This is a genomic window from Streptomyces sp. NPDC024687 (assembly GCF_055559055.1).
In genome coordinates this window covers 551,148-575,062 of record NZ_JBVHLJ010000006.1, presented here as the reverse complement: position 1 = coordinate 575,062, position 23,915 = coordinate 551,148, and the positions used below count along the sequence as shown (strand labels likewise).

The 23,915-nt window shown below is 71.4% G+C and carries 21 protein-coding genes and 1 pseudogene; 14 read left to right on the top strand and 8 right to left on the bottom strand.

The genetic code is table 11. From position 1 onward, the window contains the following. Nucleotides 1-56 precede the first annotated feature (56 nt). Nucleotides 57-267: pseudogene (locus ACZ39I_RS26300) on the bottom strand (GntR family transcriptional regulator); the annotation flags it as partial. 75 nt (nt 268-342) lie between these two features. On the opposite strand from ACZ39I_RS26300, the gene ACZ39I_RS26295 reads away from it, so the two are divergent. The 11 genes from ACZ39I_RS26295 to ACZ39I_RS26245 all read left to right on the top strand — a co-directional run bounded on the left by ACZ39I_RS26295 (nt 343) and on the right by ACZ39I_RS26245 (nt 11,036). Then, nucleotides 343-885, top strand: coding sequence for an RNA polymerase sigma factor (locus ACZ39I_RS26295; protein ID WP_037710944.1), 543 nt, complete (start codon nt 343-345; stop codon nt 883-885). A 58-nt stretch (nt 886-943) separates the two neighbouring features. After that, nucleotides 944-1,771 (top strand): cupin domain-containing protein, encoded by an 828-nt coding sequence (locus ACZ39I_RS26290; protein WP_467246904.1) that lies wholly within the window; start codon nt 944-946, stop codon nt 1,769-1,771. Beyond that, nucleotides 1,768-1,914 (top strand): hypothetical protein, encoded by a 147-nt coding sequence (locus ACZ39I_RS26285; protein WP_467246902.1) that lies wholly within the window; start codon nt 1,768-1,770, stop codon nt 1,912-1,914. The genes ACZ39I_RS26290 and ACZ39I_RS26285 overlap by 4 nt, the downstream gene beginning before the upstream one ends. After that, on the top strand, nt 1,911-2,774 hold the full coding sequence (locus ACZ39I_RS26280; RefSeq protein ID WP_467246900.1) for an ABC transporter ATP-binding protein: 864 nt from the start codon (nt 1,911-1,913) through the stop codon (nt 2,772-2,774). The genes ACZ39I_RS26285 and ACZ39I_RS26280 overlap by 4 nt, the downstream gene beginning before the upstream one ends. Further along, the gene (locus ACZ39I_RS26275; RefSeq protein ID WP_467246899.1) at nt 2,771-4,321 is read left to right on the top strand and encodes an ABC transporter permease; all 1,551 of its coding nucleotides are present in this window, start codon (nt 2,771-2,773) and stop codon (nt 4,319-4,321) included. Before ACZ39I_RS26280 ends, ACZ39I_RS26275 begins: the two co-directional genes overlap by 4 nt. 85 nt (nt 4,322-4,406) lie before the next feature. Further along, a complete protein-coding gene (locus ACZ39I_RS26270) occupies nt 4,407-5,066 on the top strand; it encodes an ABC transporter (protein ID WP_467246898.1) in 660 nt (219 codons plus the stop codon). A gap of 157 nt (nt 5,067-5,223) precedes the next feature. Beyond that, nucleotides 5,224-5,715, top strand: coding sequence for a hypothetical protein (locus ACZ39I_RS26265; protein WP_467246897.1), 492 nt, complete (start codon nt 5,224-5,226; stop codon nt 5,713-5,715). Further along, on the top strand, nt 5,715-6,323 hold the full coding sequence (locus tag ACZ39I_RS26260; protein ID WP_467246896.1) for a hypothetical protein: 609 nt from the start codon (nt 5,715-5,717) through the stop codon (nt 6,321-6,323). The genes ACZ39I_RS26265 and ACZ39I_RS26260 overlap by 1 nt, the downstream gene beginning before the upstream one ends. Continuing rightward, a complete protein-coding gene (locus ACZ39I_RS26255; RefSeq protein WP_467246895.1) occupies nt 6,323-8,092 on the top strand; it encodes a putative T7SS-secreted protein in 1,770 nt (589 codons plus the stop codon). The genes ACZ39I_RS26260 and ACZ39I_RS26255 overlap by 1 nt, the downstream gene beginning before the upstream one ends. Further along, nucleotides 8,089-8,499: a hypothetical protein gene (locus ACZ39I_RS26250; protein WP_467246894.1), complete on the top strand. Its 411-nt coding sequence runs from the start codon at nt 8,089-8,091 to the stop codon at nt 8,497-8,499. Before ACZ39I_RS26255 ends, ACZ39I_RS26250 begins: the two co-directional genes overlap by 4 nt. Further along, complete coding sequence (locus ACZ39I_RS26245) at nt 8,496-11,036, top strand: type VII secretion system-associated protein (RefSeq protein ID WP_467246893.1); 2,541 nt, start codon at nt 8,496-8,498, stop codon at nt 11,034-11,036. Before ACZ39I_RS26250 ends, ACZ39I_RS26245 begins: the two co-directional genes overlap by 4 nt. A 32-nt stretch (nt 11,037-11,068) precedes the next feature. On the opposite strand, the gene mshD is transcribed toward ACZ39I_RS26245, so the two are convergent. After that, nucleotides 11,069-11,995, bottom strand: coding sequence for a mycothiol synthase (gene mshD, locus ACZ39I_RS26240; protein ID WP_467246892.1), 927 nt, complete (start codon nt 11,993-11,995; stop codon nt 11,069-11,071). A gap of 146 nt (nt 11,996-12,141) precedes the next feature. Between mshD and ACZ39I_RS26235 the strand changes: the two genes are divergently transcribed. The 3 genes from ACZ39I_RS26235 (at nt 12,142) to ACZ39I_RS26225 (ending at nt 16,435) form a co-directional block, all read left to right on the top strand. Continuing rightward, entirely contained in the window at nt 12,142-13,965 is a 1,824-nt protein-coding gene (locus ACZ39I_RS26235) for a bifunctional metallophosphatase/5'-nucleotidase (RefSeq protein ID WP_467246891.1), read from the top strand. Between the two features lie 459 nt (nt 13,966-14,424). Next, complete coding sequence (locus tag ACZ39I_RS26230; RefSeq protein ID WP_467246890.1) at nt 14,425-14,553, top strand: hypothetical protein; 129 nt, start codon at nt 14,425-14,427, stop codon at nt 14,551-14,553. Nucleotides 14,554-14,650: 97 nt separating this feature from the next. Further along, nucleotides 14,651-16,435 carry an ABC transporter ATP-binding protein gene (locus ACZ39I_RS26225; protein ID WP_467246888.1) on the top strand — a complete coding sequence of 595 codons (1,785 nt, stop codon included), beginning with the start codon at nt 14,651-14,653 and terminating at the stop codon, nt 16,433-16,435. Between the two features lie 26 nt (nt 16,436-16,461). On the opposite strand, the gene ACZ39I_RS26220 is transcribed toward ACZ39I_RS26225, so the two are convergent. The 6 genes from ACZ39I_RS26220 to ACZ39I_RS26195 form a co-directional block, all read right to left on the bottom strand. Further along, nucleotides 16,462-18,225 (bottom strand): immunity 49 family protein, encoded by a 1,764-nt coding sequence (locus ACZ39I_RS26220; RefSeq protein ID WP_467246887.1) that lies wholly within the window; start codon nt 18,223-18,225, stop codon nt 16,462-16,464. A 77-nt stretch (nt 18,226-18,302) separates the two neighbouring features. Further along, the gene (locus ACZ39I_RS26215; protein ID WP_467246886.1) at nt 18,303-20,345 is read right to left on the bottom strand and encodes a pectinesterase family protein; all 2,043 of its coding nucleotides are present in this window, start codon (nt 20,343-20,345) and stop codon (nt 18,303-18,305) included. A gap of 79 nt (nt 20,346-20,424) precedes the next feature. Next, nucleotides 20,425-21,282, bottom strand: coding sequence for a hypothetical protein (locus ACZ39I_RS26210; RefSeq protein WP_403671175.1), 858 nt, complete (start codon nt 21,280-21,282; stop codon nt 20,425-20,427). 133 nt (nt 21,283-21,415) lie between these two features. Further along, the gene (locus ACZ39I_RS26205; protein ID WP_467246885.1) at nt 21,416-22,888 is read right to left on the bottom strand and encodes a HAMP domain-containing sensor histidine kinase; all 1,473 of its coding nucleotides are present in this window, start codon (nt 22,886-22,888) and stop codon (nt 21,416-21,418) included. Next, a complete protein-coding gene (locus ACZ39I_RS26200; RefSeq protein ID WP_352391679.1) occupies nt 22,885-23,622 on the bottom strand; it encodes a response regulator transcription factor in 738 nt (245 codons plus the stop codon). Before ACZ39I_RS26200 ends, ACZ39I_RS26205 begins: the two co-directional genes overlap by 4 nt. 108 nt (nt 23,623-23,730) lie before the next feature. After that, nucleotides 23,731-23,910 (bottom strand): hypothetical protein, encoded by a 180-nt coding sequence (locus tag ACZ39I_RS26195; protein WP_467246883.1) that lies wholly within the window; start codon nt 23,908-23,910, stop codon nt 23,731-23,733. Nucleotides 23,911-23,915: the final 5 nt, after the last annotated feature.

Genomic DNA, 23,915 nt, shown 5'->3' with positions numbered 1-23,915 from the left:
CCGGCCGCCTCCAGGGCGACGGCCAGGCCCGCGGACTGGGCACGGGCACGGGCACGGGCACGGGCGCCGAGCGTCCTGCGGATGAAGGTGCCGAGGCTGTGACGGGCCTCGGCCAGGCCTTCGCGCTCCCGCTCGCGGGATGCCTCGAGCACGGTGTTCGGGTTGACGGGGGCGGCCTCCACGACCTCGCGGGCCGTGGGGAGCCGCTCGCCGGGTTCCAGGAGGCCCAGCCGCAGGGCTTGCCCTGGTCTGCTGGACGATCTGCAGGTAGGCGGCGACGCCGGAGCGCGGTTTTTTCGGAGCCGGGTGAACCGGTCGGCGGGGGTCGTCCGATGAAGGGGCGTGAGGGAAACGAGAAGCGACGGGGATCTGCTGCGGGCCATCGCGGCGGACGGCGACCGGCGCGCCTTCGAGGAGCTGTACCGGCGGTACGCGCCCTGGCTGCTGGCCCGGCTGCGCGGCCGGTGCGCCGACGCGGGCCTGGTCGACGACGTCGTACAGGAGACGTTCCTCGCGGTGTGGCGGGGGACCGCGCGCTATCGCGAGGAAGGCGACGTGGCCGGGTGGCTGTGGCGGATCGGCTCGCGGCGGCTGATCGACGCGCTGCGCGGTGACGGGGCGCGGGGGCGGCTCAGGCAGGCCCTGTCCCGCCTGCGGCACCGGGACGAGGTGTCCGCGGAGGAACGCGTGCTCGCGGGGGTGGAGCACGGGGACCTCGCGGGCGCCCTCGTCCGGCTGTCACCGGAGCTGCGGGCGGTCCTGCAGGCCACGGTCATCGACGGCCTGACCACCCGCGAGGCCGCCGTCCTGCTGGGCATCCCGCCCGGCACGGTCAAGACCCGCGCGATGCGGGCCCGCAAGCAGCTGAGGGAGGCCCTCGCATGATCACCGACGCACGATCGCAGGGCCCGGCACGGGGACGCACTCGAGAAGGTGGGGCGGCATGACCTGGCATGTGGCCGAAGAAGATCTGCGGGCGTATGCCCTGGGCGAGTTGGCCGCCCCCCTGCTGTGGTCCGCCGACACCCATCTCGCCGCCTGCGCCGAGTGCCGGGGGCTGCTGGCCGGTGTCACCGACCCGGTGGCGCTGGACGACGGGTGGGAGCGGCTGGACGCCGAACTGGACGCACCCCGGCCGGGGTGGTTCGAGTCGCTGCTGACGCGGGTCGGGATCGCCGACCACACCGCGCGGCTGCTCGCGGCCACGCCGGTGCTCAGGCGCTCCTGGCTGGCGGCGGTGGTGTTCCTGCTGCTGGCGACCGTCGGCGCGGTGCGCACCACCGACTCCCCGACCCTCTTCCTCGCCCTCGCCCCGCTGCTGCCGCTGGCCGGCGTGGCGCTGTCCTACGGTCCGGTGCTCGACCCGACCTACGAGATGACGGTCGTCGCGCCCACCCACGGCTTCCGGCTGCTGATGATCCGCACGCTCGCCGTGCTGGTCGCGGGTCTCGGCCTCAACGGGCTCGCCACCCTCGCCCTGCCCGGCTACGGCCTGCGCGCCCTGGCCTGGCTGCTGCCCGCGCTCGCCCTCACGGCGACCGGCCTCGCGCTCACTCCGCGGCTCGGCCCGGTGCTCGCCCCGTCCCTGGTGGGCGGCGCCTGGGTCACGGCACTCCTCGCCGCGCAGGCCGCGCAGCAGACGGCCGCCGACCCGCTCGCGCCCTTCACGGCGGCCGGGCAGGGCGTGGCCGGGGTGGTGGCCACGCTCGCCGCCGGGCTGCTCTTCCTTCTCCGTGACCGCTTCGACCTCTTCAACGGGAGCGCCGAATGACCGCCACCGTCTCCGCCGCCGTGTCCGGTCTGCCTTTTACGGCGGCCGGGCAGGGCGTGGCCGGAACCGTCGCCGCGCTCGCCGCCGGGCTGCTCTTCCTTCTCCGTGACCGCTTCGACCTCTTCAACGGGAGCGCCGAATGACCGCCACCGTCTCCGCCTCCGGGCTCCGTCTCCGCTACGGCGGCACCCGCGCCCTCGACGACGTGTCGCTGCGGCTGACGCCCGGTGTGACCGGGCTGCTCGGGCCCAACGGGGCCGGGAAGACCACCCTGTTGCGGGTGCTCGCCACCGCCGTGCCCGCCGACCGGGGCTCCTTCACCGTGCTCGGCCACGACCCGGGCAGCTCGCGCGGACGTCAGCAGGTCCGCCGTTCGCTCGGCTATCTGCCGCAGACCCCGGGGTTCCACCCGGACTTCAGCGCCTTCGAGTTCGTCGACTACGTGGCGATCCTCAAGGAGCTCACCGACCGCACCGCACGCCACCGCGAGGTGCGCCGCGTGCTGGAGGAGGTCGATCTCGGGGACGTACGCCGACAGCGCATCAAGCGGCTGTCCGGCGGGATGCGGCAGCGGGTCGCACTGGCCGCCGCCCTCGTCGGCGACCCCGGCTTCCTCGTCCTGGACGAGCCCACCGTCGGCCTCGACCCCGAACAGCGCATGCGGTTCCGGGAGTTGATCGCGCAGGCGGGGGAGGGCCGGACCGTGCTCCTGTCCACCCACCAGACCGAGGACGTGGCGATGCTCTGCCACCGGGTACTCGTCATGGCCCGCGGCCGCATCCTCTTCGAGGGCACCCCCGCCGACCTGACCGCCCGCGCCGCCGGCCGGGTGTGGAGCAGCACGGAACGCGCCCCGGGCGCCAAGGCGGGCTGGCGGACCGGCACCGGCTCCTTCCGCAACGTCGGCGACCCGCCCGCCGGCGCCGACCTCCTCGAACCCACCCTGGAAGACGGCTACCTGCTCACCCTCGACGACGTGGACGCCGAGGTGGCGGCCGCATGAGCCTGGCGACGCAGACGGTGGCCGAGCCCGCCGCCGTTCACGAGGACGATCAGCGCCGACGAGCCTGGGCAGCCGTGTTCGCCCTCGCCCGTTTCGAGGCACGCGACCTGCTGCGGTACATCCCGGTGCTGGTGACTCTCGTGCTGTACGTCGGCTACACCGCCTGGACGCTGTTCGACTCGAAGGAGGGCATGGACGCCTTCCCGGCCCTCCAGGACGCCGACCGCGCCACCCAGAGCGGGCCCCTGCTGGTCGGGATCGCCCTGTTCGTGTGCGTCAACCGGTGCACGCTGCGCTCCCGCAGGCGCGGTACCGACCGGCAGTTCGACGTGCTGGTCATGGAACCGTGGCGGCGGACGGTCGCGCATGTGCTGTCGGTGGCGCCCTTCGCCGCCGTCACCGCGCTGGTCGTGCTCGGCGAGTTCACCCGGCAGGCCCTCAGGCCGGGCGCGGTGGGCCACGGCTCAGTCGCCGAACTGGCCGTCGGCCCCTTGTACGTGCTGCTGTGCGGCGCCCTCGGGGTGCTGCTCGCCCGGCTGGTCCCGTCCACGTTCGCGGCGCCGGTCGGCGTGGTCGGACTCTACGTCCTCAGCGTGTTCATCTCCGCGGGCACCAGCGACGCGGAGTGGACCCGGTGGCTGTCCCCGATCGTGGGCGAGGAAGGCGGCAACACGGTCCTCCCCTCGGACCTCATCGGCCGCCCGGCGGCCTGGCACGCGCTGTACCTGACCGGGCTGATCCTGCTGCTCGCCCTCTGCGCGGTCCTGGCGAGCGGCGGCCGGACGCTGTCGCTGAAGGCCGGTGCGGCGGGTGCGCTCGCGCTGACGCTGGCCGGCGCGGTGGGCCAGTCCGGAGGCGTGTCACCGGAGCTGGCCGCCGCCCGCGAACAGGCCTCGGCCTCCCCGCAACGGGACCAGACCTGCGTCAGGCAGGGCACCTCGACGTACTGCGCCTTCCCCGAGTGGACCGGCCGCGCGGGCACCTGGGCGGGGGTCGTGGACCGCGTCCAGTCGCTGGCCGGCGGTACGGCCGCCCGGCAGCCCCTTCTCGTACGGCAGCGGGTCGAGGCCCGTTACGGCCTGAGCGGCGACGCGGCGATCGATCCGCTCACCACGCCGCACCAGGTCACCGTCGACACGCGGTGGGGCGGCAACCGGGTCCCCGAGTTCGCGGTCGCCGTCTCCTACGTGCTGGTCGCCGGTGACGAGTCGAAGGGCGGCGAGCTGTGTGACGGCCGGGTGGTCACCACGATGTGGCTGGCCCTGGGCGGGGCCTCCCACCCGATGACCGACCTCGCGAACGTCCGCCTCGACGACAGCGTCACCGGGTCCGCGTATGTACTCGCCCCGACCAGCGGGCTGTCCATGACGGCCGGACAGACCGCTGTCGTACGAGAGTTGCTGCAACGCCCGCGCGGTGAGGTGACGGCCTCCGTCAAGCAGCACTGGACCGAGCTGACGGCACCGGGGGTCTCGACGGCCCAGGTGGCGCGGGTGCTGGGGACCGAGGTGCCGAAGGGGGCGAAGGATTGTGAGGACGATGAGTGACGGGGGTGTTGAGCGGGGGCTCGGGGGAGTTGGGGCGGGTGCCGGAGGCGTTTCGGGAGTCGAGGGATCCGGGGGAGCTCGAGGCGTGAGCGGCGCGCTGACGGTGGCCGTGGCGCGGACGGTGCCCTGGCGGGCGGTCGGCGCCGGGGCGGCCGTAGGGCTGCTGGTCGTGGGGGTGCCGCGGCTGCTGTCCACCGCCCTCGATGCGCGGCTCGGCCTCAACCTTCTGCGGGCCGCCGCGCTCGTCTTCGCCCTCGGACTGACCTTCCTCCTGGACGACCCGGCCCGGCGGATCACCTCCCCCGTCCCCACCCGGCGTTGGGTGCGGACGGGACTGCGGGTGGCGCTGGTCGCCCCGGTCACCGCGCTGTGGTGGACGGCCGTACTGGTCCTCGTACCGGCGCAGGCGCGCCCCCCGGTCGGCGCGATCACCCTGGAGGCGGCGAGTACGGCCGCCCTCGCGCTGGCCGCCGCGGTCGTCGCCGTCCGCTTCACCGACGAACCCGAACCCGGCCCCTCGGTGGCGGCCGGCGTCCTGACCCTCGCCCTCCTCGCCCCCCTCCTGCTCCCCACCTGCTGGGACCTGTTCGTCCCGGTGGGCGACCCGGACTGGACGGCGGCACACGGCCGATGGGCCCTGGTGCTGACGAGCGCGGTACTGGTGGGGGCGGCTTGCGCGCGGGAGCCGGTGCGTGGCTCTGCCACGAAGAGGCGAGAGGGTCGCGGTATCCGGTTCACCTCGTGACATCCGGTGCAAGGTGTCGCCGACTGGAAGGCGGGTGAAGTCCCCGTCATCGGTGCTGCAGTTGGCGGGCTAGGCTTTTCCTGCTCATGCCGTGGGGCTGCTGTCATGCCGAGATGCCTGGTGTGCGCTGGAGTCGTGACAGGTCGAGGCGAACGGGGTGCGCAGCCGGATGGGCGGAGGCGGGAAGCCGTCGACAAGGACGGCGGAACTCCGGGCGCAGATGGGGGCGTTCCTGCGCGGTGAAGGTGATCCGCGGGCCCTGGTCGAAGCCGTGCGGGGTGCGGAGCTTCTGCTTCCCCTGCTGGGCGAGGGTGCCGTGTGGACTGCGGATTCGGACGACATCCGCTGGCTGTTCGCCTTCACCGGCACCCGCGAGATGCACACCTTCCTGCAGCAGAAGTGGGAGGCCGCCGAGCCCGGCGAACTGCCCGCCGAACTGGCCCGGTACGCGCGCTACGTCGCCGTGAACGGTGAGGAGTTGCTGCACGAGCTGCTTCCCGCCTGGGTGGGGCGGGACCGGGTCCCGATGGGGGTCGTGGTGGACGTGTCCTCCGCATCGCGCGCCTTCCTGCCACCGGTGTCCGGGATCGTGCCGGACGGGATCGCGCTCGACAAGCAGTTGGTCGTCGATGGGGAGGTTGCCGCGTAGTGAGCGGTGGTGGTTACGGGGTCGACCCGCAGATCCTGAAGCAGGTGTCCCAAGGCATCAACGATGCGCTGGACGAGCTGAAGAAGATCACGGACGCGACCGGGGCGACCACGGGTCAGGGCTTCTCCGATCTGTCCGTGTCCCCGAACGTGATGGGCCACTCCGCGGCCTCCCAGAGGCTGGACGACTTCGCCGAGCGCTGGGGCTGGGAGGTCCAGGCGCTCCTGGACGAGGGCAACGAGGTGGCCGGGACGCTGGATCTGAACGCCGGCTACTACCACGAGGCGGAGGAGTACGGCATGGGCGTCCTCAAGGACGTCGCGCTGTCCGCGGCCGCCGACCCGACCCTGACCTCGCAGGACGCGGAGAAGATGTCCTGGAGCCAGGTGGGGGACAAGGCCGGGGACACCTACCGCCCCGACTACTCCATGGCCGGTTTCGAAGCGGCTTCCGAGGAGAGCCGGCAGAACCTCTCCGCCACCTGGACCGACGTCACCGAGACCGGCACGGTCGGCACCGAGATCGGTGTGATGAGGGCCGCCGCTTCCCCGGCCTTCGGCGGTGACGACGACGGGCAGGACTCCGGCGTCGCGGCGAAGGGGAAGTGATGGGCTTCCTCGACGAGCTGGACGGCGCCACCCAGGGCCTGCGCGACACCTTCGCCGACGGGGTGCAGACCGTCAGCCACGGCACGTCGGAGCTGCTCGACGCGGCCGGCGCACACGGCTGGGCGGACAAGGCCGACGGAGCCGGCTCCTGGGTGGCCGACCAACTGGGTGCCCGCACCCGCGAGCTGGAGCTGGACGAGACCGACGACCCGGCCCTGCTGGTGCACGGGGACGCGAGCGCGATCCGTGAGTCGGCGGCGCAGTTGAGGAAGCTGGGCGCGGCCTTCGAACGGACCGGCCTGGCGCTGCGGAAGATGGACCCGTCGGACTGGCACGGACAGGCCGCCGACCGCTTTCGCGAGAAGGTGCAGACCCATCCCAGGCGCTGGCTGAAGGCCGCCGACTCGTTCGAGGACGCGGCCGCCGCGATGGACCAGTACGCCCACGCCGTCGAGTGGGCGCGCAAGCAGGCCCGCGAGGCGGTCGAGCAGTGGAAGCAGGCCCGGCAGCGGACCGAGGCCGCCTCGGAGCAGTACCGGCGCGAGGTCGACGACTACACCCGGCAGGCCCTCGCGTTCCAGGTGGCGGGCCTGTCCGGCACCGAGGACGGGCAGCGGCCTCCGCAGGAGCCGGGCCCGTTCCAGGACCCCGGGGCCGAGGGACGCAAGTCGGCGGAGCACCTGCTCAAGGCGGCCCGCGGCGAGCGTGACAGCGAGGGCGCCCAGCTGGCCGAGAAGCTCGCCCGCGGCACCGACCGGGCCCCCGCCGAGCCCGAGGGCCTGGACCGCCTCAAGCGCGAACTCGGCAACACGCTGAAGAACCAACTGGTCGGGGCCGAGCACAAGCTGGGCGGCGTCCTCAAGACCGGCACCTCGATGCTGCGCCTGGCCCGCACGGTCAACCCCCTGGACCCCTACAACCTGACCCACCCGGCCGACTACACCACCAACCTCACCGGCGTCGCCCGCGGCCTGGTGCACACCGCCAACCACCCCACCGAACTGGTCAATGGCCTTGTCGGCGAGGGCTGGAGCACCGACCGCAACCAGGCCATGGGCGCCTTCGCGACCAACTTCATCGGCGGCGGGGGTGCCGCGGGCAAGATCGGCGCCAGGTCGGTCGCCCACAGCGTGGAGGGCGCGGTCGCCAAGGACACGGCCAAGACCCTCGGCCAGAGCCTCGTCGAGGACGCCGCCGGAGCCGTCAAGCACGTCGACGACGCCTCCGAGGCGGTCGGGAAGCTGGACCCGGACGATCCGCGCAGCCTTCCCGCGGCCGTCGACAAGAACATCGACATCGACGGCATGAGACACCAGCCGGTGTGGCGCGAGAGCCACGAACCCCTGTACCGCAACGACAACCGTCACCCCGGGGAGATCTTCGAGCAGGGCTTCCATCCATGGGACTCGTCCAACAACGACCTGTTCGGCTATGTGGAGGGCAACCACAAGTCGGCCTTCGTGGGCACCACCACGGATCCGGACGCGAACTGGGTGAAGGACTACCGGTACGAGATCGACGCTCCCGGCGGGATCGACGTCAACCAGACGCTGCCGAACAACAAGTACGCCGAAACCGACAAGGAGATCGCCTTCGCCGGCGGCATCGACCGCAAGCACATCAAGGGAGCCTGGGAGATCTCTCGTGACGGGACCAAGGGAGAATGGATACCCAACCCCCACTACGAGCCGCACGTCCCCCGAACTCCCACCGCTCCCAGCCCTGAATCACCGCCCGCAAGCCAACTGCCCCAAGGATGGACCCGATGAGTCTCCTTCCCGACCACTTCGAGGTCCTCGCCTACAACGGCGCCTGGCAGACCGACGCGGTGGTGCGCTGGGAAGGCGACGACCGCGAGCACGACTACACCGTGACCGCCGAAGGCCCCTGGGGGCGGTTCTCCGGCAGGGCGGGTGACTGCTTCGAGGCGCTCATCCGCGTCCGCGAGCAGCTCGAACCCCTGGGGTGGTTCCTGGGTGTCAACGGTTCCCGACGCGACACCTGGCCTTCCGGGATGTGCCGTGGCATGGGCGGTTTCCAGGTGTACCACCTCACGCCGTTCACGCGTCCCACCAACGCCGATCGCATCCTGACCTTCGATCCCGCCCCCCGCGAGACGCTGGCCACCATCGCCGAGCAGACTGCCTTCGAGAAGGAGTGGAGCCCGTCCCCGTGACCCCTCCGCCCGGCTCCGCGCCCGCCGTCCCCCCGGTCACCCCGGCCCTGCGCGCCCAGGCCGCCCGGCAGCGCGGCGGCTACGTGTACGCGATCGACCCGTACTTCGACCCCGCCGGCGCGGTTCCCCCGTACGGCATCGTCGGCGGCTGGTCCGTCGACGGCTCCGGGCAACTCGTCTCCTTCACGCACAACCCGAAGTACCGCCCCTCGCCGGTCGCGCTGGAGTTCCCCGCTCCGCTCACCGCCCTGGACGCCGTCGTGCAGCGAGCGGTCACCGGCTACGGCAGTGAGGCGGAACTGCTCGCGGCCTTCCGCGACGCCACGCTCCTCCTGTTCGCCCAGGAGGGGCAGGACGGGCTCTACACGGTGGTCGACGACGACGGCAGCCGCTACATCCCGGCCTTCACGCACCCCGACCACACCCCCGACGCCTGGCAGCAGTGGCGGCAGGCCACCGGCCACTTCGTCGCGGCCGCCGGCCTCCCGGTCAAACTCAACCCCGGACACCGCATCAGCCTGACCATCCCGGCCGAGGCCGGGAGCGGAGCCGGTGCGCAGAACGCAGGCCCCGGCTCGGCGTCTCCCACACCGTCGCCCCCCACCTGGTCTCCCACAGCGTCGCCCTCCACCTCGTCCTCCGGGCTCCCCGAGGCCCTCGTGGGTGCGCCGCTGCTCGCCGCCGGTCTGCTCGCGGCGCTCGGCCGTCGACGCCGTACGGCCCTGTGGGAGTCCGCGATGAGCGCCGAGGGCCACCCCACCCCGGCGCCTCCCCGGCCGACGGGTGCCGCCGCCGACACCCGGGATGCGCTGGTCGTCGACGCCGACCCGCAGGCCGTACGCGATCTCGACCGTGCCCTGCGGGGACTGGCTGCCGCTCTGACCGCGCAATCCCGCAGCCTGCCGACCGTCCGCGCCGCCTGGCTCACCGACAGCGAGCTCACCCTCCAGCTCGCTCAGCCGACGCAGCAGCCCCCGGCGCCGTGGCAGCCCGGACAGAACGACACGTTCTGGCGTATCCACCTGGCCGACGTCCCGGCACACGAAACGGACCCCGGCGCTGCCGCCCCCTACCCCGGCCTGGTCAGCCTCGGCACCCACGGCCGTGCGCGGCTGCTGCTGAACCTCGAAGCCCTGCCCGGACTCGTCTCGCTGACGGGCGCTCAGGCCGACCGGACGGCAGTCCTCGCATCGGTCGCCGCGGAACTCGCCACCAGCGGCTGGGCGGACCGGATGACCCTCACCCTCGTGGGCCACAGCGCGGAACTCGCCGAGCCGGCCCCCGACCGGGTCCGCCACGTCGACGACATCGACGAACTGCTGGAAGACATGGCGGCCGAGACCGGCCGGCGACACGATGCCCTCGCCATGGCAGGCCACGACTCGGTGCTCACCGGGCGCACCGGCCTGTCCCGCGACACCTCATGGGCGCCCCACCTGGTTCTGCTCGCCGTCCGGCCGAGCGAGGACCAGACAGCGAAACTCGCCGAACTCGCCGCGGACTCCGGCCGACTGGGCATCGGTTACCTGGCCGCCACCGGGGACAAGGGCCTGCCGGGCACCACCTGGGAACTCGAAGCCACCTCCGACGGACGCCTCCTCGCGCCACCGCTCGGTCTGGACCTCCAGGCACAGCGTCTGCCGCAGGACCGGTACGAGGCCGTGGTCCGGCTCTTCGCCGACGCCGTGCCCGACGCCGACCGCGCCCCGGACCCCGACCCCCTGCCGTTCCGGGTCGACCTCACCCCCAGCGGACAACCCGCGGTGTACACACGGCTGGTCGGCACCTACGAGATCATCGGCCTCGACACACCCGACGCCGAGCACGGCCCGCTGCTCCACGAGGCCCTGGCCATGCTCCTGCTCCACCGCGAGGGAGTGCACCCGCGGGTCCTGGCCTCCGGCCTGTGGCCCCGTGGCGTGACCGATGACGTCCGGGACGCCTTCATCACCCGCCTGCGAACCTGGCTGGGAACCGACCCAGACGGAAGCCCGCGGCTCGGCATCGGCACCACCGGGCGGCTGACCCTCGCGTCCTCCGTCGTCTGCGACCTCGACGTGCTGCGCACGCTCCACCACGAAGCCACCGCGGGCAGCGGCTCGGGCAACGCCCGGATGCGGGAGCGTCTGCTCGACGACGCCCTGGCACTGGCCCGCGGCCCCCTGCTGGCCGACCGCCCGAAGGGCCGCTACACCTGGCTCTCCCACGAGGTCGTGGAGACCGAGCTGCCCCTGCTGGTGGCAGACGTGGCACTGGCCCTGTCCGGCCACCACCTGGAGGCCGGCGACCCGGCACCGGCGCTCGACGCCCTCGACACGGCCCTGACCAACGCACCGGCAGACGAGCGACTCTGGAACGAACTCCTGCGCGCCGCGCACGCCACGGGCGACACGGCCAGGCTCGCATCGACGGCAGCAGCGCTCGCCGCCCGCCATCACGAACTCACCGGCGGCGCCCGCGGCCTGCCTCCCCGCACCGAGGCGCTCCTCGACACGCTCCTGCCGGCCTGGCGTGAGGCCCAAGGCGCTGCCGGCTGACTCCCCGTGCAAGCAGCCGTAGGCCCGACTCGTCACGTCTCCGTGCGGTACATCAGGTCCGTCTCGTACGTCGTGAAACCGAGCCGTTCGTAGACCGAGACCGCCGCCTTGTTGTCGGCGTCGACGTACAGCATCGCGGTCGGCAGGCCCTGCGCGGCGAGGTGGCGCAGGCCGATCGTCGTGAGGGCCTTGCCGAGGCCGCCGCCCTGGGTGCCGGGGCGGACGCCGAGGACGTAGACCTCGCCGAGCTGTTCGGTCGCGTGCACCTTGGTCCAGTGGAAGCCGACCAGTTCGCCGTCGCGGAAGGCGAGGAAGAAGCCCTCGGGGTCGAACCAGGACTGCGCCTTGCGGTCGTCCAGGTCGCGCTGGGTCAGGGAGCCCTGCTCGGGGTGGTGGGCGAATGCGGCCGCGTTGACCGCGAGCCAGGAGGCATCGTCCTCGCCGGGGACGAAGGAACGGACCGTCACGTCCGCCGGGAGCACCGGGTCGGGCAGCTCCAGGTCGGTCAGGGGGCGCCGCATCTGCCGTAGTTCACGGAACAGGGTCAGGCCGAGGACCTGGGCGAGGTGCCGGGCGGCGCTGTGGCCGCCGTGGGCCCACACCCGCAGCCGCTTGCCGGAGGCGGCGAGGAGCGCCGAACCCAGGGCGCGGCCGTGGCCGTGACCGCGGTGGGCGGGGTGGACGACCAGCTCCGCCGCCGGTGCCTCCACCGGGTCGGTGTCCTCCAGCTGGGCGTATCCGGCCAGTTCGGCACCGACGTACAGGAGCAGATGGGACACGCCCTCGCGGGCGCCGCCCCGCAGCTGCAACCTGCCCTGTTCGGACACCGCCTGCCTGCCGTCGGCCTGCGCGGCCTCGGCGAGGAGCCCGAGGACGGCCTCGGTCTGCTGCGGCGAGAGCACCGAAAGGGTCTCGATGGAGCGGGAGATGCCGGGGTGTGCGGTGTCGTCGCTGGTCATGGCTACGAGGGTAAGGGCAGGTCCGGGCAAAGCGGCGGCAAAGAAGCAACCGGGATGTAACCATGAAACCCCTGTCGCGCTACGCGCGTTGACCCTAGGCTGCGCCGGACGGGGGCCACTCTCACACCCGGAACACAGGGGGGCGTATGCCAGCCATATCCCAGTCGGACCAGCCGCGCCGGTCGGGCGCCATCCGCCGCGGACGCCGCACGTACCGTCTGGTCGCCGCGGCCGCCGGTCTCGCCACCGTCGGCGCCCTCGCCGCCGCGATGCCCGCGGGCGCGCACGACAGCAAGCACGGCAAGCCGCTGCCGAGCCGCTACCAGGACGTCCAGCTGCTGTCCTTCAACGACCTGCACGGCAACCTGGAGCCGCCGTCCGGCTCCTCCGGCCGGGTCACCGAACTCCAGGCGGACGGGACGACGAAGACGATCGACGCGGGGGGCGTCGAGTACCTCGCGACCCATCTGCGCGAGGCCCGCAAGGGCAACCCGTACTCCGTCACCGCGGCCGGCGGTGACATGGTCGGCGCGTCGCCCCTCATCTCGGGTCTGTTCCACGACGAGCCCACCATCGAGGCGCTGAACAAGCTCGACCTGGATGTGACGAGCGTCGGCAACCACGAGTTCGACGAGGGCGCCAAGGAACTGGGCCGGCTGCAGAACGGCGGCTGTCACCCCACCGCCGGCTGCTACACCGACAAGAAGTTCAAGGGCGCCGACTTCCCCTACCTCGCGGCGAACGTCCTGGACGAGAAGACCGGCAGGCCGATCCTCAAGCCCTACTGGGTGTGGAAGAAGAACGGCGTCAAGGTCGGCTTCATCGGCGTCACCCTGGAGGACACCCCGGGTGTGGTCTCGGCCGAGGGTGTCAAGGGCCTGAAGTTCAAGGACGAGGTCGAGACGATCAACAAGTACGCGCGCGTGCTCCAGAAGCAGGGCGTGAAGTCGATCGTGGCGCTCATCCACGAGGGCGGGCAGCCGGCCTCGGGCTCGTACAACTACAACTGTGACTCGCCGGGCGCCGGTGACGGCATCTCCGGCCCGATCGTCGACATCGCCAAGAACATCTCGCCGTCCGTCGACGCCCTGGTCACCGGCCACACGCACGCCGCGTACGTCTGCACGATCCCCGACCCGTCGGGCAAGCCCCGCATGGTCACCTCGGCCGCCTCCTTCGGCCGCCTCTACACGGACACGACGCTGACGTACGACCGCTTCACCGGCGACATCGCCCGTACGGCCGTGAAGTCGGCGAACCACGTGGTCACCCGGACCGTCGCCAAGGCGCCCGACATGACCGAGCTGATCAGCAGGTGGAACACCCTCGCGGCGCCCATCGGCAACCGCGCGATCGGTTACATCTCCGCCGACGTCCCGAGCACCGGCACCGAGTCCCCGATGGGTGACCTGATCGCCGACGCGCAACTCGCGTACGGCAAGAAGCTCGACCCCGAGACCGACCTCGCGCTGATGAACCCGGGCGGGGTGCGGGCCGGCCTGACCTACGCGGCCAAGGGGACCGAGGGCGACGGTGTGGTGACGTACGCCGAGGGCTTCACCGTGCAGCCGTTCTCCAACACCGTGAACCTCCAGGACTTCACCGGGGCGCAGCTGGTCAAGGTGCTCCAGGAGCAGGTGAGCGGCTCGAACGCGGCCTCGCCGAAGATCCTGCAGCCGTCCACCGGCCTCACCTACACGCTCGACCTGACGAAGACCGGCGCGGACCGGATCGTCGTGGACTCCGTGAAGCTGAACGGGACGGCCATCGACCCGGCGGCCACCTACCGTGTCGCGACCAACAGCTTCCTCGCGGGCGGCGGCGACGGCTTCACCACGCTGGGCCAGGGCACGGGCGACCTCGTCGGCGGCGACGACCTCGCCGCTCTCGTGGACTACCTGACGGCCAACTCCTCGGCGACCGGCCCGATCGCACCGCCGGTCACGAACCGGATCACGGTCGTGCAGTAACTCTCGAAAAAACCCCGGCCCCGCCGACCACCCACCGCCGCACCGGGCGGATGGATGGTCGGCGGGGTCTTTTGCGTCCGCTAAGCCGACGATGTCGTCCTTAAATTCTGTGTCAGCCTTTCGATTCTCAGGAAATGCACATGCAGTCTTATTGAGGTCTAAGGCGGAATGGCCTTTTCTCCCGCAGGATTGCCGTAGTGTTTTCCATGTCGAGATCGAACGACGCAAACGCAAAGGACAACACGATGAGCTTCCACAAGATCGCCCCTGTCAAGAAGGCTCCGAAGCCCGCTCCGGCCCCGAAGAAGAAGGCGCCGAAGAAGCACGCGCCGAAGCGTCGCCCGGTCGCCCACAAGGGCTGACGCAGAATTCACTGAAGTAAAGCAAATTCATTCATAGGTAATTGCAGCAGATCGGCAGAGGAACTGTTGCAGAACCAGGACAGTGAGGGATTCAGACATGAGCTTCCACAAGATCGCCCCGGTCAAGAAGGACGGCAAGCCCCTCGGCCCGAAGCCGAAGGGTGCCCCCAAGGGCAAGGCCCCCAAGAAGCCCCCGGCCAAGCGTCCGGTCGGCCACAAGGCCTGAGGCACGCCGTGAGGCGGGGCCACCGGTCGGCGAGTGCGTCTCGCGCCGGGGGCCCCGCCTCGGCCCTGCCCACCGAGCACCAGAGGAGGTGCCGACGATGAGGGAAGTCCGCGAGGCCTTCCACCGTTTCTGGCCGCTGACCCGCGGCGACCGCAAGTGGTTGGCGGCGATCGTCGCGTGCGTGGTGGTGTCCGCGCTCGCCGAGACCGCCGCGATCCTGCTGTTCGCGGAGCTCACCGACACCGCCCTGAAGGCCGGTTCCCTCTCCGCGTTCTGGGGCCCGGCCGGCGCCTGGCTCGCCGTGGCCGTGCTCGGCGCGCTCGTCGGCTACTTCGGCAACTCGCTCGCGACCTGGACCGCGGAGAGATTCGTGCTGCGGCTGCGCGCGAAGGTCTTCCGGCACATCCAGGACCTGCCTCCGCACTTCTTCCAGAAGCACCGCCAGGGCGACCTGGTCGAACGCCTCACCGGTGACGTCGAGGCCATCGAGCAGATGGTCGTGTCCGGCGTCGTCGGCACGGTCGCCGCCGCGTTCTCGGCCGTCTTCTACTCCGCGGCCGCCCTGTATCTGCGCTGGGACCTGGCCCTCGCCACCTTCGTCCTCGCGCCCCTGTTCCTGGTCGCCGCCCGCCGCTTCTCCGGCCGGATCAAGGATGCCTCGCAGGACGAGCGGGTCGCGGACGGCGCGATCACCTCCGTCGTGCAGGAGTCGCTCGGCAACGTCGTGCTGACCCAGGCGTACAACCGCCGCCGCGACGAGGAGCGGCGCCTGGACCGTGAGGCCCGCGCCTGGATGAAGGCGTCGGTGCGCGGGGCCCGGCTGAGCGAGATGTACGAGCAGTTCGTCGAGGTCGTGGAGACGCTCTGCGTGCTCGCCGTGATCGGCCTGGGCGTCTGGGAGATCTCAGCGGACCGTATGACGCTGGGCCAACTCCTCGCCTTCGCCGCCTTCATCGGCTATCTGTACCCGCCGGTCCGCAACCTCGGCCAGCTGGGTCTGACCCTCACAGCGGCCACCGCGGGCGCCCGGCGCCTGAACGAGATCCTGGACGCGCAACCGTCGGTCGGCGACCCGGTCGAACCCGTCCCCGCCTGGCCGGTCCACGGCTGGGTCGGCTTCCACGGCGTGCACTTCCGCTATCCCGACGCGCCCAGGGACTCCCTCACCGACGTCTCCTTCACGGCCGCCCCCGGCGAGCTGGTGATCATCACGGGCCCGAGCGGCGCCGGCAAGTCCACCCTGTCCAAGCTCCTCACCCGCTTCTACGACCCTTCCGCGGGCGTGATCACCCTGGACGCTGTCCCGCTCACCCACATGGGCCTGGAGTTCCTGCGGGAGCAGATCGCCCTGCTCCCGCAGGAGACGCTGATCCTCAACGGCACGATCCGCGAGAACATCGGGACGGGCCGGCCGGGCGCGAGTGACGCGGAGATCGAACAGGCGGCCCGGTCGGCGGCCGCCCACGACTTCATCTCCTCACTCCCCGAGGGCTACGACACCGAGATCGCCCCCGGCACGGCCGCCCTGTCCGGCGGCCAGCTCAAGAGGATCACCATCGCCCGCGCGATGCTCCGGGCCGCGCCCGTCCTCATCCTCGACGAACCCACCGCCGGCCTCGACTCGGTCGCCGCGCGCCAGGTCGTGCAGCCCCTGCGCAGGCTGATGTCGGGCCGTACGACCATCATGATCACCCACGACCTGAGCCTGGCCCCGGACGCGGACCGGATCCTGGTGGTGGACGCCGGCCGCCTGCTGGAAGCGGGCACCCACACGGAACTGCTCACCCGCCGAGGCACCTACGCCCGCCTGCTGGGCCCACTCCCGGAGGACACGATGATCCTCAGAAGGCCGCCGATCGACATGACGGCACCGCGCGGCTGATGGCGCGGCCGGCCGCCGGCACGTCCTCAGAACGGCTTCGCCGCCTCCACGATCCGCTTCGGCAGATACGGGGAGCTCACCCTGATCTCCCAGCCCCGGCGGCGTGCGTGGCAGGTGAGGGCCAGGGTGTCGAGGTTGAGGGCGGCGTCGGGGTCGGAGGGGCGGTCGGCCACGGCGTAGTGGTCGCGGTGGGCCGTCAGGGCGTCCAGGAGGGCCAGGTTGAAGCTCTCCTCGTCGCCCTCGACGAGCTGGGAGAAGAGCACCACGGGCGGCGGCAGGAGCCCCTGGTCGCGGGCCTTGCCCGCATCCCGCAGGGCCTGGCCCGTGGCGGGCTGGGGGTCCTCGCCGCGCAGGTAGGCGTGCAGGGCCCGGCGGTAGGAGGCCGACACGGAACGGTCCGGGCCGACACGCTCCGGCCCCGCCAGCACCAGCGGCGCCAGATCCTCCCGCCGGCCCGTGATCAGCGCGAGGTGCACCGCCCGGTGCCAGGCCCCCGGCCCGGCGTCCTCGTCCCGGCAGGCGGGGTACGTCACGGTCCTGCCGTCGATCGTCACCGGCACGTCGGTACCGGGTTCCGCCAGCGTCGTACGGAACAGCGCGGCCCCCAGCTCCGCGGCCAGCCGCAGGTTCTCCAGCTGGGCGTCGCTCGCGTCGGGCGTGTGCGAGGCGCGGGTCCGGAACAGGAGCTCCTGGTAGGTGACGGCGTAGGCCAGCTCGAAGGTGGTGAGCGACTTGCCCGGCACCGGGGTGACGGCGTCCCGGGTGTACCGCTCGAACTGCTCCTCGCTGTCCGGGTCCAGCGGACGCGGCTCCAGGCAACGCCCGAACTCCACCACTCCCGCAGCCAGTTCGGCCACCGCGTCCGGGCGGCGGTCCCGGCCGTAGGGCCCCACCCGCGGCGGCGTGGCCTTGAACCCGGTGACCAGCGCGTCCGGCAGGTAGTCGCTGTCGACGGCCGGCGGCCAGCCCTCCTCGCGGTACGCCAGCGCCGTCAGGGCGATCGGCAGCAGCGGGAGGAGACTGCCCGGACGCGCACCGGGCCCGGTGGTGCCGGTGAGCGGCTTCAACAGCCGTACGACCGCCTCGCCGAACCCCTCCCGGTCGCCCGCGGTCAGCGCGCGCAGCGCCTGCAGCCCGATGCCGTACGGCTGGTCGGTGAGGTGCTCGCCGGTCTCCGTCTGCCGTGCCCGGACCCGGTCGAGCGCCGCGTCGAGCGCGGTGAGCTTCTGCTCGCGGGAAGGCGGGTGGTCGGCGTCGTCGTCGGCGGTGTCGCCGAGGACGTACGCCATGAAGCCGTTGATCAGCTCGGCGTCGGGGTGGCCGGATCGGCCCTCCAGCGGGGCCTCGCGGGCGAAGTGGAAGGCCTCGCCGTGCCATTGGGTCTTCTCGGCGAGGATCGCCAGGCAGAACGCGTCCAGCCATTTGGCGGCGGTGACCGGCTCCGGGGTGCCGCCGGGCTCGCGGTCGTAGACCAGGCCCCAGTTCGGGTAGGTGAGGAAGACCTCGAAGTGGTCGCGCGGGAAGTACGCCGCGTACGCCACCGCGCCGGCGGCCGCCTCGGCGGCGTCCTCCAGGATCGCCTTCGCCTCGGGGGAGTGCAGATCGGGGGTCTCCACCGAGAGCGCGCCGAGATACTCGACGAACTCCTGGGCGATCAGCCACCACTCCCACGCCGTCACCGGGCCGGCCTTGGACAAGGAGTGGACCTGCGAACCGATCCTGTTCGCGAAGTCCTTCCGCACCGCCGAAACGGCTGCCTCGCCGACCCGATGCCTTTCGATACGCACCATTGTTCCGCTCCCCCGTCAGTCCTTCTTCAGCTGAACAACCAGCCTAGAACGAGGCACTGACACAGGAGCGGAGCAGATCAGGCCGCGCTCGGCGTCCAGTCGCCCAGCCAGTCGGCGACCTCCTGGGCGGCGGCCTGCGCGTCGGTCAGCTGCGGCCGGTTGGACGAGGCCGCACCCGAGCCCGCGCCGGTGTTCTTGTACTCCGCGAACCGGTCGTCCTTCCAGGAGAAGCCGCTCATGTCGGTCCACGGCGTGGACCTGATCGCCGCGCTCAAGGACGTGTTGCGGACCGTGGTCTGCGGGTCGAGGGTCGTGTCGCCGCCCGCGTGCCAGGGCCGGCCGAGGTAGAAGCTCGCGGAGGAGACGTCCCCGTTCACCGTCGAGTTGGCGATGAGGATGCCCTTGCGGCTCGCGGCGGTGCTGGGCGCGGTGACGTAACCGGCCGAGGTGCCGTTCCAGCGCTTCTTCAGCGTGATGACGGACTTGTCGATCACCGCGGTGGCCCGGCCGAAGATGAAGTCGACGTTGCCGACGACGTAGGAGTTCTTCATGTAGACCCGGCCCAGCTTCTCCTTGGCCGCGGTGTCCACGAGGAGCGTGTCCTGGTCGCCGCTGACGATGACCCCGTCCAGGAACACCTTGTCGGCGGCGGTGCGCAGCGCGACCGCCTGGCCCGCGATGTCCTGGTGACTGGCCTCGTCGAAGTCGTTGGAGATCGACAGGTTGCGGGCCTGGAAGTCGTCGGCCTCCACGGCGACGGTGGCGCTGCCGCCGGTGCCGTAGGTGCCGGAGCCGTCGGGCTTGGGCGTGCCGGACGCGTTGTTGTAGACGATCACCGTGTCGTTACGGCTGGAGCCCGTGCCCTGGATGGTCACGTGCGGCTTGTTGGACGGCACCTTGACCAGTTCGCGGTACGTCCCCGGCTTCACGGAGATCACCACACGCGAGGGGTTGTTGGCGGGTACGGCGTTCACCGCGGCCTGCACGGTCGAGTACTGGCCGCTGCCGTCCTTGGCGACGGTGAGGGTGGTGGCCGCCGCGGCCTTGGTCGTGATGCCGGCCGTCGTCCCGATGGAACTGCGCGGCCCCACACCGGACTTGAGTAGGGCGGGCACGTCGGCGGTCTTGTCGAGCGTGTAGGCGTAGTACGTCTTCGGGTCGAAGGCGGTGCCCCCGCTCTCGTTCCTGCCGCTGGTGTCCACGAAGGTGTTGCCCTTCTGGACGATGCTCGCGGTGCTGTCCTTGATGACGGGGTTCTTGAAGCCCTGGAACCAGGAGTTCTCCAGGACCATCCTGGTCGCGCCGCGCGAGTAGTTGCCGTAGGAGGAGGCGATGTCCGTCCCGGCCACGTCCTCCAGGAAGTTGTTGTAGAGGTGCGCGTGGGCGGCGTTGTCGGTGGAGGGGTTGCGCTGCTCCGTCTCCCGCACCCAGTTGTGGTGGATGGTGATGTCGGTGACGACGTTCTCCGTCCAGCCGATGCCGAACGCCTTGTTGTCCTGGCTGAGTTTGTTCCAGGAGACCGTCACATAGGTGCTGTCCTTGCGGACGTCGATGAGTCCGTCGGCCATGTGCCGCAGATCGTTGTGGTCGATCCACACATGGTGGGCGCCGTCCATCTGGATGGCGTCGAAGTCGTGTTCCTTGTCGTTCCACACGCCCTGGTAGGCGTCCCGGATCGTCAGGTTCCTGATGATGACGTTGTGGACGCCGGAGCCGAGGAAGAAGCCGCCGCCGACGATCTGCCCGGAGGTCCCGGCTCCGACGATGGTCTTGTTGCTCTGGACCTTGATCTCTTTTCCGACCGGGTCCATGGTGATCGTCGCGGCGACGACGATGACGTACGGCTCGCTCGCCGTCGCGTACTTCTCCAGGTCGGCGAGCGTCTTCACGGTCACGATCTGACCGTCCCGGCCGCCGTACGTCCCGTTCTGCCCCAGCGCGTTGACGGAGGCGAAGCCGTCGGCGGTGGCGGTGGCCCAGGCGGGAGCGGCGGTCGTCGCTGCGGAGGCCTCGGGCTGGGAGCCGGGGAGCAGGCCGTAGGCGAGTCCTCCCGCGGCCGTCAGGGCGAGCGGAACACCGAGGGCGAGAGCGGTTGTTCGGCGTCGGCGATGCTGGGCCATGAGGTCATCCGTTCCGTGTGGGGGTAGCGACCGCAGTGCAGTCGCCGCCCCCGCACGGAAGGTTGCCGCCCGAATCGGCCTACTTGGCGCAGGACTTCGGGTCGAGGTTCTCCTGCCACTTGTCCTCACGGCCGTCGGGCTGGCCGTTGGGCAGGAGCTTGTCGGAGATGCCGTCGATGTAGTAGCCGTACGAGTAGATCGTCTTCCAGCTCGCGTCCCGGCCACGCCAGGTGTGCGTGGTGACCTCGCCGTCGCCCTTGTTCCACTGGTAGTCCTCGACGGAGAACACCGGGTTCACGCGGACCACCCGCTGGTACGGCGTCCAGGTGGTCGCCACCTGGGTGCACGGCGGTATCGACTTCTCGCTGCGCCGCTCGAAGGACGAGGACTTCTCCCAGCCCCACTCGTAGCCGGCGCTGCCGCCCACGGTGCCGGAGAAGATGCTCTTGGCCAGCGAGAGGCTGATGCTGGCGCCGACGCTCTTCTTGGCGAAGGTCTTGGTGCTGTACCCGCTGACGAAGGTCACCTTGTCCTCGGTCGTGCCGTGGTTGCCGGTCCACTCGGAGGTGCGCACGGGCTCGCCCTTCACGGACCAGGTCGAGGACTGCGCGTACCCGCACCAGCCGCGGAACAGCTCCCACGGTCCGGCGGGCACCCACAGTCCGAACACGTCCCGCAGGTACTCGTCGCGGGTCTTGAACTCGCCGGTGTCGACGTTGAGCGCGCCGTAGACGCCGGTCAGGCTGGTCTCCTGGCTGCACAGCCGGTCCAGCATGACGTCGGTGTTCCCGGGGTCCACGCCCCGGACGTTCTGGGCCCCGCCGGGACCGGCGGCCTGCGCGGTCCCGGAGCCGGCCAGCAGCCCGGTGACGGCGAGGGCCGCGGACGCGGCGGCGAGGGCGCTCTTCTTCAGAGTCGATGTACGAAACAGACGCATGGGGGGTTCTTCACTCCTGAGTGCTGAGGACAGGTGCGTGGGGCACCTGTGCGACGACTCAGGAAGCTGGCAGAGAACCCGCGAGTAGGGTCGAGAACGCGAGAGGTTTGACAGGACATCGACAGCTTGGCGGTCACTGCCCGGCGGCGGGAGCCTCCGGTGGCGGAGTCGGCGCCCCCGGCAGTCGTACGGTCGCGACGGTGCCGCCGCCCTCGGCGGGACCGAGGGTGACCTCGCCGCCGGCCTGCTGGACGGTGCGGGCCACGATGGACAGACCGAGGCCGGATCCGGGCAGAGCGCGGGCGTCCGGGGAGCGCCAGAAGCGGTCGAAGACGTAGGGGAGTTCGTCGTCGGGGATGCCGGGACCGTGGTCGCGGACGGTGAGGACGCCCTGGGTGAGCTGGACGTCGACGATCCCGCCCTCGGGGCTGAACTTCACCGCGTTGTCGAGGACGTTGACCACGGCGCGCTCCAGGGCGGCCGGTTCCGCGCGGGTGTACCAGGGCTCCAGCGAGGCGTTGATGGTCAGCTCCGGGCCCCGCAGTCGCACCCGGCGCAGGGCCGACTCGACGGTGTCCTCCAGGGACACCACCTGCACCCGCTCCCCGCGCTGGCCCTCGGAGCGGGACAGCTCCTGCAAGTCGCCTATCAGGGCGGCCAGTTCGGTCATCTGCGCCTTCAGGGAGGCGAGCAGTGCCTTGCGGTCGGCCTCGGGGATGGGGCGGCCGGTCTCCTCGCTGCGGGTGAGGAGTTCGATGTTGGTGCGGAGGCTTGTCAGCGGGGTGCGCAGCTCGTGCCCCGCGTCGGCGATGAGCTGCTGCTGGAGCTCGCGGGAGCTGGCGAGGGAGCTCGTCATCGAGTTGAAGGACCGGGACAGCCGGGCGACCTCGTCCTCGGCGTCCTCCTCGACGGGGATCCGGATGCCCAGGTCCTCGGTCCTGGCCACGTGCTCGACGGCCTCGGTGAGCTTGTCGACGGGACGCAGACCGGCACGGGCGACGAAGAGCCCCGCGGCACCGGCACCGAGGACTCCGATGCCGGAGACGAGAAGGAGGATGAGGGCGAGTTCGTTGAGGGTGGACTGGGTCGCCTTCAGCGGGACGGCCACGGTGAGGGCGGCCTCGGTGTACAGCTGGGGCCGTGAGCCCGGGCCCTGGCTGACGTACAAGGGTGTCGTCAGCACTCGTACGGGTTCGCCGTCCGAGTCGGTGCCGTTGCGAAGGATCCCCCTCCTTCTTGTCGTGTCCTTGACCACGTTCTCGTCGGCACCGGTGGTCCTGACCCTGCCCAGGGAGTTCGACGAGACACAGGCCTTGCCGTCCGCCTGCACCAGCTGGAGGTAGACCTCGGCCCGGGTCCGGACATCGCCAAAGGTCTCCACCGGTGTCTGAGGGCACTCGGCGAGGGTGGCCACGACCGCCTGCACCTGCTGCGGCTGCGCCGCGTTCTGCAGATCCTCGTCGAGCTGGTCGTACAACTTCCCCTGCACGATGAACCAGCACGTCACCGAGACCGCCGCCACCGCGAACGCCACCGCCGCCGCCACCAGCAGCGCCAGCCGGGACCGGAGCGGAAGGGACCGGTAGCGCCGTACGAGCCTCTTCACTCCGCGCCGCCCTGCCGCAGGACGTACCCCACGCCCCGCACGGTGTGCACGAGCCGCGGTTCGCCGCCCGCCTCCGTCTTGCGGCGCAGGTACATCACGTAGACGTCCAGCGAGTTGGAGGACGGCTCGAAGTCGAAGCCCCACACCGCCTTCAGGATCTGCTCCCGGGTCAGCACCTGGCGCGGGTGCGCCATGAACATCTCCAGCAGCGTGAACTCGGTCCGGGTCAGTTCCACCGGCCGCCCCGCCCGGGTCACCTCACGCGTCGCGAGGTCCATCCGCAGGTCGGCGAAGGTGAGCGCCTCGTCGTCCGCGGCGGACGCCGCCTCGGCCGCCGCAGCGTAGGAGCTGCGCCGCAGCAGTGCACGGACCCGGGCGAACAGCTCGTCCAGCTCGAACGGCTTGACCAGGTAGTCGTCGGCGCCCGCGTCGAGCCCGGTGACCCGGTCGCCGACCGTGTCGCGGGCCGTCAGCATCAGGATGGGGGTCGTGTCGCCGGCGCCCCGGATGCGGCGGGCGGCCGTGAGCCCGTCCATGCGGGGCATCTGGATGTCGAGGACGACCAGGTCGGGCCGGTACGCGGTCGCCTTGTCGAGCGCGTCGGCGCCGTCCACGGCGACCTCGGTGTCGTAGCCCTCGAAGGCGAGGCTGCGCTGGAGTGCTTCGCGCACCGCCGGTTCGTCGTCGACGATCAGGATGCGCTGGGGGTCACGGTCGCCTTCGGCGGGGCTCATGGCTGGGGATTCCTCGGGTGCGGTGGGAGAACAGGGGACTGAAGGTAGTGAACGCTTTCAGCCTCGCACGGTTCCCCGATGGCGCTGCGGGACGTGCTTTCTCAAGGGTCAGCCGCGTACGGTGCGGCGGCGGCTGCGGGCGGCGCTCACCCCGCGACGGGCCATCGCCGTGGACGCCACCTCGGGCGCCCGGGGCGCCGGGGCGTGCAGTGCGTACGCCACCTCGAGGGCCAGGGCGAACCCGGCCGGGTCGGTACCGGCCACCGTGTGCGAAACCTGCTTGATCATGGCGT